This is a genomic window from Prescottella defluvii (assembly GCF_000738775.1).
Lineage (GTDB): Bacteria > Actinomycetota > Actinomycetes > Mycobacteriales > Mycobacteriaceae > Prescottella > Prescottella defluvii.
The window spans coordinates 170,118-180,948 of the sequence record NZ_JPOC01000020.1 but is presented as its reverse complement, the minus strand read 5'-3'; the positions used below and the strand labels follow the sequence as shown (position 1 = coordinate 180,948).

The 10,831-nt window shown below is 70.2% G+C and carries 1 protein-coding gene; it reads right to left on the bottom strand.

Annotated features, from left to right (window positions below; translation table 11 throughout):
- Window positions 1-28: 28 nt before the first annotated feature.
- The gene (locus IJ15_RS0107650; RefSeq protein ID WP_031937752.1) at window positions 29-10,765 is read right to left on the bottom strand and encodes a non-ribosomal peptide synthetase; all 10,737 of its coding nucleotides are present in this window, start codon (window positions 10,763-10,765) and stop codon (window positions 29-31) included.
- Window positions 10,766-10,831 lie beyond the last annotated feature (66 nt).

Sequence of the window (10,831 nt, the reverse complement as noted above, 5' to 3'; positions counted from 1 at the left end):
TCGCCCGGGACCAGCCATCATTATCGCCTCACGCGGACCACACCTCCGCATCGGCGACGACCCGCCGGACGTCCGGCCGCGCCTCCGGCTGGGCACCGTCGGTGAGCACCAGGACCTCGAGATCCTCGAGGTCCGCCACGTCGAGGGCCTGCGCACAGGCCGCCGACACGAATGCATGGGTCACCCATTCGTCGGCCAGAAGGTCGGTGACGTTACCGTCCGGCGCCGCCGAGACGACGGTCACCGCGCCCGCGGTGGATGCCACGATCAACTCGATGACCGACCACACGCTGCTCACGGGCTCGGTGCACGTGGTCCTGGACTCATAGGTGACGTCGTAGCGAGCGCGGTCCCGTTCCGCGAGCGCCACCACGTGTCCGTGGGTGAGTGCGGGCGATCCGTCGGAGGGCACGAGCGCGGGATCGTCGGAGCTCAGGAGGCGATTGCGCTCGGTGTAGGTGACCGGTCGTCCCGACTGCTCGTCGATGCGGATCCGGTCCGCATCGCTGTCCAGCACGATCCAGTCCGCGCTGTCGGGAAGGGTGCCGACGAGCTCGGACGTCGTGAGGCCGACCTTCGCCGGCAGGTCGGACGGAATCCGATCCACGTCGGCCGCCGCGATCGGCATCAGGGCAGCGCCGCTCTTGAGCACCGCCCACGCCGCGACCACCGCGTCCGCCGACCGCGGCAGCACGATCGGCACCCCGTGGCCGGGGCCGACACCCGCGCCGATCAGCAGACGCGCCAGTCGGGACGACTGCTCGTCGAGTTCGCCGTAGGGGACCTCCTCGCCGTCCTCGGAGATCGCGGGAGCCTCCGGGTCGGCCTCCACGACCGCCGCCAGGATCTGCGGCACCGTGCTGTCGCTCGGGACGACGACGGCGTCCGGTTCGACGCTCGCCGCGCGTCCGGCCGACGCGACGCTCTGCAGCTGTGCGCGCTCCGCGTCGGACACGATGTCGATGTCGCCGACCACCACACGGGTGTCCGCGGCGACGGCCTCGAGGATGCGGACGAACCGTTGCCCGAGCATTTCCACCGTCGGCTCGTCGAACAGGTCGGTGGCGTACGTCAGGATCGCCTCGAGGTTCCCCGAGTCGGTCGGGATCAGGGTGAGCTGCAGGTCGAACTTCGCCGCCCGGTCGGCATCCGGGACGCTGCCGACGGTCAGTCCGGGCAGCTCGAGCTTCGCCTGCTGCTGGTTCTGGAACGAGAGCACGGTCTGGAACAGCGGGTGCCGCGCCGACGAACGATCCGACGAGACGGCCTCGACCACCCGCTCGAACGGCAGGTCTGCGTTCCCGAAGGCGGACAGGTCCGTCTCCTTGGCGCGCGCCAGCACGTCGGTGAACCGCATCGACGACGCGAGTTCGGTGCGCAGTGCGAGCGTGTTGACGAACATGCCGACGAGGTCGTCGAGCGCAGCGTCGCCACGCCCGGCGATCGGGGTGCCGACCGTGACGTCCCACGTGCCGCTCAGTCGTGCCAGGAGAACGGCCAGCGCACCGTGGGCGACCATGAAAAGGGACGCGCCCTCTGTGCGCGCCAGCTCGCTGAGCGACGTGTGCAGTTCGGAGGAGATCGTGAACTCGGTCTCGGCGCCCCGCATCGACGCCACCGCCGGACGGGGCCGGTCGGTCGGCAGTTCGAGCTGATCGGGCGCGCCCGCGAGCGCACGCACCCAGTAGTCGAGTTGCTCGGCGGCGACCGTTCCGGGTTCGTCGGCCGCGCCGAGGACCTCGCGCTGCCACAGCGCGAAGTCGGCGTACTGCACCGGAAGCGGCGCCCACTGCGGCGCCTCGCCCTGAACGCGAGCCGCGTAGGCCGCGACGAGGTCCCGGGCCAGCGGCGCCATCGACACACCGTCGGCACTGATGTGGTGCACGACGAACGCGAAGACGTGGGTGGCGTCGTCGAGGCGGAACAGGCCCGCACGCAACGGGACCGCGCTGCGCACATCGAAGCCCTGCCCGAGAAGCTCCAGCAGCCGCGCCGGCAGTTCGGTGGCGTCGACGGCGACCGGGGTGAGGTCGAACTCCACGTCGTCGGCCGCGACGATCGACTGGTGCGGCCCGTCGGCGTCCTCCGGGTAGTGGGTGCGCAGCGACTCGTGGCGTACCAGCACGTCACGCAGGGCGGCGTGCAGCGCGTCGACGTCGAGTGCGCCGGTCAGTTGCATCGCGAGCGGGATGTTGTAGCTGGTCGACCCGGGATCGAGGCGGTTGAGGAACCACATCCGCTGCTGCGCCAACGACAACGGCACCCGCACCGGACGCGGACCCGCCACCAGCGCCTTCCGCGCACCCCCACCGACCAGCGACTCCACCTGCACCGCAAGCGATTCCACCGTCGACGCCTCGAACAACACCCGCACCGGCACCTGCGTGTCCAACGCAGCACCCAGCCGCGAGATCACCTGCGTACCCAGCAACGAGTTACCACCCGACGCGAAGAAATCGTCGTCCAGGCCCACCCGCTCGACACCGAGAACGTCCGCGAAGACCCCCGCGACGATCTCCTCGATCGGCGTCGTCGGAGCCCGGAACACCGCCACCTCGAACACCGGCTCCGGCAACGCCTTCCGATCCAACTTCCCCGACGCATTCAACGGGAACGCATCGAGCACCACGAACACCGCCGGCACCATGTACGACGCCAGCGACGTCCCCAGCTGCGCCTTGACCGCGGGAATGTCCAGCGCGGCATCCGCGACGACATACGCGGCCAGCTGGTCGTTCTTCACCAGCACCACCGACTGCGCGACCTCCGGCACCGCCAGCAGCGCCGTCTCGATCTCCCCGAGCTCGATCCGCAGACCACGGAGCTTCACCTGGAAATCGGTGCGCCCGATGTACTCGAGCTCGCCGTCGGCCGTCCACCGCACCAGATCGCCCGTGCGATACATGCGAGTCCCGTTCTCGGCGAACGGATTCGCCACGAACCGATCCGCAGTCAAATCCGCACGCGAGACATAGCCGCGCGCCAACTGCACGCCCGCCAGATACAGCTCACCCGGAACACCCACCGGCACCGGGTTGAGCCGCCCGTCCAGCACGAACACCTGCGTGTTCCACACCGGGCCGCCGATCGGCACCGACGCCACATCCGCGGCCGTCACCTCGTGGAACGTCACATCCACCGCAGCCTCGGTCGGCCCGTACAGATTGTGCAACGCGGCCGACGGCAGCACCTCACGCAACCGCTCCGCGGTCTGCGCCGGCAACGCCTCACCGGAGGCAAACACCAACCGCACCGAATCCACATCGGCAACGGCCGACTGCGTCGGATCCCCCGTCGCTCCGCTCGCCAGCGATGCCACGAACACCGACAACATCGACGGCACGAAATGCGCCGTCGTCACACCGTGCTCGACCATGGCTTTCGCCAGATACCCCGGATCGCGATGCCCATCCGGCAATGCCACCACCAGGCGCGCACCGATCTGCAACGGCCAGAAGAACTCCCACACCGACACATCGAACGTGAACGGCGTCTTCTGCAACACCACATCATCGGTGGTCAAACCGTACTCGGCCTGCATCCACACCAGACGATTCACAATCGCCGCATGCTCGACCGCCACACCCTTCGGACGACCCGTCGAACCCGACGTGAAGATCACATACGCCACACTCGAACCACGCAGCGACCCAACCCGATCCACATCCGCAACCGGAGCATCAGAGAAGCCCGACACGTCGAGTGAATCCAACTCGACGATCTGCACCGCGGCGGGAAGCTCCGACGCCTCCCGCGACGTGGACAGCACGAGGGCGGGATTCGCGGTCTCGAGAATGTAGCGGTTGCGCTCGGCCGGCTGATCCGGATCGATCGGCACATAGCCGCCACCGGCAGCCAGCACCGCATACATACCCACCAGCAGATCCAGCGACCGCCGCATCCCCAGACCCACCAACGAGTCCGGGCCGAAACCCTCCGCGATCAGGAACCGCGCCGTCCGATGCACCCGGGACGCGAACTCGGCATACGACAGCGCCTCGCCCTCGAACACCACCGCGACCGCATCCGGCGTCCGCGCCACCTGAGCCTCGAACAGATCCACCAACGTGGCATCCGGCACCGGCCGCGACGTCGCGTTCCACTCCTCGACGACGCGGCCCCGCTCGGCCCCACCGAGCAGGCCGATGTCGCCGACTGCAGCCGCGGGCGCGGCCGTCACCGCGGACAGGATGCGCAGGTAGCGGTCACCGAAGGTGCGCATCGTGTCGGCATCGAACAGGTCCGTCGCATACGTCAGGTCGATGGTCAGTGCGCGGGTGTCGGACTCGGTGACGGTGACCTGCAGGTCGAACTTCGCGGTCACGGAGTCGAAGTCGACCTCGGAGACGCCGAGGCCACCGAGTTCGAATGCGCTCAGGCCCAGGTTCTGGTAGGTGAGCATCACTTGGAACAGCGGATGCCGTGACTGCGACCGCGCCGGGTCGAGGACCTCCACGAGCCGCTCGAACGGCACGTCCGCGTGCCCGAACGCCGCCAGATCCGTTGCCCGGACCTGGGAGAGCAGCTCGTCGAACGACCGGCCGCCGTCCACCTCGGTCCGCAGGACGAGCGTGTTGACGAACATGCCGATCATGTCGTCGAGCACCTGCTCACCGCGGCCGGCGACCGGCGTGCCGACGACGATGTCCGACGTCCCACTGAGCCGCGCCAGCAGCACCGACAGCGCCGCATGCACCACCATGAACGGCGTGACCCCGCGCGCGCGGGCCAGTTCGGCGACGGCGGACTGCACGTCGGCCGGGACCTCGACGGTGTGGCGGGCGCCGCGGTAGCCGGCGACGGCCGGGCGCGGCCGATCCGCCGGCAGGTCCATTTGATCGGGAAGACCCGCGAGGGTCTGCTTCCAGTAGCCGAGTTGCCGCGAGATCGCCGAATCCGGATCGTCCTCGGATCCGAGAACCTCCCGCTGCCACAGGGTGTAGTCGGCGTACTGCGCCGCGAGCGGCGACCATCCCGGTACCTGGCCGTCGATCCGTGCCGCGTACGCGGCCATGACGTCGCGGATCAGCGGTCCCATCGAGAAGCCGTCGGCGGCAATGTGATGCACGACGAGGACGAGAACATGCTCGGTCGCCGACAGCGCGAACAACCGCACCCGCACGGGGACGTCGGCGGTCAGGTCGAATCCGGCCGTGACCATCTGCTCGACGAGAGCCGGGAGGTCGGTCTCGACGACGGCCTCGGCGGTGACGGCGGCCGCGATCTCGGACGTCGGGCGGATCGACTGGTAGCCGATCCCGTCCACGTCCGGGAACACCGTCCGCAGCGATTCGTGCCGGTCCAGGACATCACTGATGGCGGCGGAGAGGGATTCGGCATCGAGGTCGCCGGACAGGCGGATCGCCAGCGGGATGTTGTTCACCGCGGACTCAGGCTCGAAACGGTTCAGGAACCACATCCGCTGCTGCGCGAGCGACAGCGGAATCCGGTCCGGTCGCGGACCGGCGACCAGTGCCTTCGTCCGGCCGACGGTGGACCCGGACACCCGGGCCGCGAGCGATTCCACGGTCGACGCGTCGAACAGGACCCGGACCGGGACGGTGGTGTCCAGCGCTGCGCCCAGCCGGGAGGCCACCTGCGTCGCGAGCAGCGAGTTGCCGCCGAGCGCGAAGAAGTCGTCGTCCCGGCCGACCCCGTCGACGCCGAGGACGTCGGCGAACACGGACGCCACGGCCTCCTCGGCGGGAGTCGTCGGGGCCCGGAACTCGCGCGACTCGAACTCGGGTTCCGGCAGGGCCTTCCGATCCAGCTTGCCGCTGCCGGTGAGCGGGAGACGGTCGAGGACCATCACCGCTGCGGGCACCATGTACGCGGTGAGCGAGCGGGCCGCGAACTCCGTGACCTCGGCGGCGTCGATGGACCGACCGGCGGCGGCCACGACGTACGCGACCAGTTGATCCCGCAGCACGACGACGGCCGACTGCGCGACCGCGTCGTGTGCTGCCAGCACCGCCTCGATCTCGCCGAGTTCGATGCGGAAGCCGCGCAGCTTGACTTGGTCGTCGGCGCGACCGACGTATTCGAGGACACGGTCGGCACCGGTGCGCACCACGTCGCCCGTGCGGTACAGCCGCGATCCCGGTGCACCGAAGGGGTTGGCCACGAAGCGTTCCGCGGTGAGGGCGGGACGACCGAGGTAGCCACGGGCGACACCCGCACCGGCGAGGTACAGCTCGCCGGGGACACCGGCGGGAACCGGACGCAGGCGGGCGTCGAGGACGTACGTGGTGGCGCCGCGGATGGCGCGGCCGATCGTGACGGGTTCGCCGGGGACCAGGGCGTCGGAGATGTTGGACGCGACGGTGGCCTCGGTGGGCCCGTACGCGTTGAACATCTTCCGGCCGGGCGCCCACCGGGCGACGAGGTCGCTCGAGCAGGCCTCGCCGCCGACGACGACCGTGCGCAGCGCGTCCAGACCCGCGGGGTCGACCGACGCGAGCGCGGCCGGCGTGACGAACGCGTGCGTGACGTGCTGCGTCCGAAGGAGTTCGGCCAGTTCGTGGCCGCCGTAGATCGACGTCGGGGCGATCACCATCGTCGCACCCGCACCGAACGCCATCGACAGCTCGAGGATCGACGCATCGAAACTCGGCGACGCGAAATGCAGCGTCCGAGAACCGGGCTCGACGCCGTACCGCTCCACCTGCTCGGCCGCGAACGCCGCCAGACCGGTGTGCGTGACCACCACGCCCTTCGGCACACCCGTCGAACCGGAGGTGTAGATGACGTAGGCGGCGTCGGCGACATGCACGGGCCGAGTGCGGTCCGCGTCGGTGACGGCGGCCGCGGACTGCGCGGAGATCTCGGCGGCGGTCGCCGCGTCGTCGACGACGACCCACGGCAGCGAGCCGGGCAGGGCACCGATGTGCTCGGTGACGGTGATGCCCAGGAGTGCACGCGAATCCGACACCATGTGCGTCACCCGGTCGGCCGGGTAGTTCGGGTCGACCGGCACGAACGCGGCACCGCTCTTCGACACGGCCCACACGGCCACGACGGACTCGAACGAGCGGGTGACCGCGACGGCGACCACGGAGTCCGGTCCGGCGCCGCGCGCGATCAGCGTGCGGGCCAGACGCGAGGACCGCTCGTCGAGGTCGCGGTAGGTGATGTTCTCGTCACCGGACACGAGTGCGATCTTCGACGGATCGGTGTCCGCGGCGGCCGCGAGGATCTGCGGCAGCAGCAGCGGCGCCGGTGCACCGTCGTCGGTCGTCGCGGTCAGCGCGGATGCCTCCGCGGCGTCCAGGAGGTCGACGTCCCCGACCGGGACGGTGGCGTCGGCGGTGACGGCGTCGAGTACGCGCACGAACCGGTCGGCGAACCCACGCATCGTCGATGCGTCGAACAGGTCGGTCGCGTAGGTGAGGTCGACGTCGAACCCTGCTGCACCCGTGCCGGTCTCGGCGAGCGTCACAGCCAGATCGAACTTCGCGACTGCGGCGTCGAAGTCGACACCGGAGACGGTGAGGTCGCCGAGGGCCAGTTCGGTGCGGTCCATGTTCTGGAACGACAGGACCACCTGGAACAGCGGATGCCGGGCCTGCGACCGGGCCGGGTTCAGCACCTCGACCAGTCGCTCGAACGGGACGTCCGCATTACCGAACGCCGCGAGATCGGTGGCCCGCACCCCGGCGAGCAGGTCGGCGAACGGGCGCTCGCTCCGGACGTCGGCCCGCAGCACCAGGGTGTTGACGAACATGCCGACGAGGTCGTCCAGGGCGGCCTCACCCCGGCCCGCGACGGGCGTACCGATCGCGATGTCGGTGGTGCCGCTCAGCCGCGCCAGGAGCACCGACAGCGCCGCGTGCACCACCATGAACGGTGTCGCGCCGTGCTCGCGTGCGACGGCATCGATCCTGGCGGCGAGTTCGGAGCCGATCGAGAATCGATGCGATGCACCGGCATTCGATGCCACGACCGGGCGCGGACGATCCATCGGCAGGTCGAGTCGATCGGGCAGGTCCGCCAGCGTGTCCCGCCAGAACTCGACCTGTCGTGCGACGACGGACTCCGGGTCGTCCTCACTGCCCAGGACGGCGCGCTGCCACAGCGCGTAGTCGGCGTACTGCACTGCCGGCGGTGCCCAGGTCGGGGCGGTCCCGGCGGAGCGGGCCGCATAGGCCGCGGCGATGTCACGGGTGAGCGGCCCCATCGAGAAGCCGTCGGCGCTGATGTGGTGCACGACCACCACCAGCACGTGCTCGGTGGGCGTCACCGCGAGCAGCCGCATCCGGAACGGGACGGCCGCGGCGACGTCGAATCCCCGCGAGATCGTCTCGGCGACAGCGCCGGCCACCTCCGTCTCACTCACAACCTCTGCCGCGAGGTCGACGACCACCTGATCGGCCGGCAGGATCACCTGGCTCGCGGTGCCGTCGATCTCGGGGAAGACGGTGCGCAGCGACTCGTGCCTCGCGACCACGTCCGACACGGCGGCGCCCAGAGCGTCGACGTCCAACGCCCCCGCCAACCGGATCGCGACGACGATGTTGTTCGCCGCCGACTCGGTGTCGAAGCGGTTGAGGAACCACATCCGCTGCTGCGCCATCGACAGCGGCACGGTCTCGGGGCGGTCCTGTGCCACCAGCGGCGCGCGGGTGTCGCCGCCGGCTGCCACCGCCGCGTCCACGAGGGCCGCGAGACGGGCGACGGTGGGCGCGTCGAAGAAGTCGCGCACGTCGATGCGGATGCCGAGATCGGCGTTGATGCGCGCGACGACGCGGGTGGCGCTGAGCGAGTTGCCGCCGAGCGCGAAGTAGTCGTCGTCGACGCCGATCCGCTCGGCCCCGAGGACCTCCGCGAACGTCGCGGCGAGGGTTTCCTCGGTGGCGGTGCTCGGCGCCCGGTACTCGCTCGCCAGCGATGAGAAGTCCGGCGCGGGAAGCCCCTTGCGGTCCAGCTTGCCGCTCGCGTTCAACGGGAACTCGGCCAGCGCGACGAACAGCGACGGCACCATGTACTCGGGCAGGCGCGTGCTCACCGCCGCCGCCAGTTCGTGGCGATCGACGTCGGCACCGCCGTCGGTGACGACGTACCCGACGAGGTGGTCCCCGAGGTCGGCGTCGGCGTGCACCACGACGACGGACTGCGAGACGGCCGGGTGGCCGAGGAGCGCGGACTCGATCTCGCCGAGTTCGATGCGCAGGCCGCGCAGCTTCACCTGGAAGTCGGTGCGGCCGATGTACTCCAGCTCGCCGGAACGGCCCAGCTTCACGAGGTCACCGGTCCGGTACATACGGTCCCCGGGGGCGCCGTACGGGTCGGCGACGAATCGGTCCGCCGTCAGATCCGGTCGCTGCAGGTAGCCGCGCGCCAACTGCACGCCCGCGAGGTACAGCTCGCCCTCGGTACCGGCGGGGACGCGGCGCAGACCCTCGTCGAGCACGTACAGGTCGGTGTCGGCGACCGCGGCACCGATCGGGACGGTCGCCTGATCGTCCGCGGTCACCTCGTGGAACGTGACGTCGACCGCGGCCTCGGTGGGGCCGTACAGGTTGTGCAGCGCGGCTCCGGAGATCTCACGGAAGCGGGCCGCGGTCTGCGGCGGCAGCGCCTCACCGGACGCGAACACGTTCCGCAGCGTCGTGACATCCGCGGCCGACGGTTGTGTCGGATCCCCCGTCGCTCCGCTCGCCAGCGATGCCACGAACACCGACAGCATCGACGGCACGAAGTGCGCGACGGTCACGCCGCTCTCGACCATCACCCGGGCGAGGTATGCGGGATCCCGGTGCCCGTCCGGCGCCGCGATCGTCAGGCGTGCACCGGCCTGCAACGGCCAGAAGAATTCCCACACCGACACGTCGAACGTGAACGGCGTCTTCTGCAGCACCACGTCCGCGGCGGACATCGGGTACATGTGCTGACGCCAGCGCAGGTTCGCGACGATCGCGCGGTGCGCCACCGCGACGCCCTTCGGCCGCCCGGTGGAACCGGACGTGAAGATGACGTACGCGATGTTGTCGGCGGACAGCGGCGCGCGGCGGTCCGCGTCGACGACCGGAGCGCCCGACTGTGCCTGCAGGTCCAGCGAGTCGATCGGCAGGATCGGGGTGTCGGTGTCGAGGGTCAGCCCGTCGCGGGTCGTCGTGAGGATCGCGACGGGTCGAGCGATGTCGAGCACGTAGCCGAGGCGGTCGGCCGGATGGTCGGGGTCGAGCGGCACGTACGCGCCACCGGCCTTGACGATCGCGTACATACCGACGAGCAGGTCGAGCGACCGGCGAATCCCCAGGCCCACCAGGGTGTCCGGGCCGACACCGCGCGAGATCAGGTGCCGGGCCAGGCGATTGGCGCGCGCATCGAAGTCCGCATAGGTGAGGGTGACTCCGTCGAACTCGAGCGCGACCGCGTCGGGAGTGCGGGCCACCTGCTCGTCGAACAGCGACGCCAGCGTCGCGGCCGACTCGGGGGCGGGCGCGGCGGTGGCCAGGTCACCGAGTACCTCGGCGGCGTCGGTGAACAGCCTGCCGAGGAGCCCGGCCAGTCCTCCGGTCTCGGGGGACTCGAGCAGACCCGGTGCCACGGTCGACAGCACGACCGGCACGAGCGCGTCGATACCGAGCACGCCACCCATCGCGGCATCGAGGTTCTCGATCTCCTGCTTCAGCCGTGCGTACGTGACGGTGTCGTCACCAGCGGTCAGGGCGATCCGCTCGGGATCGACCTCGACCACCCCGGCGAGGAACCGGGGCAGGTCCTCGACCGTCAACGCGTCGACTCCGGGCTGCTGGGCCGCCATGTGCTTTGTGTCCTTCCCGACATCTGAAAACTTCGATCGCCCGATGCGGGGGGAGCCGATGTCTCG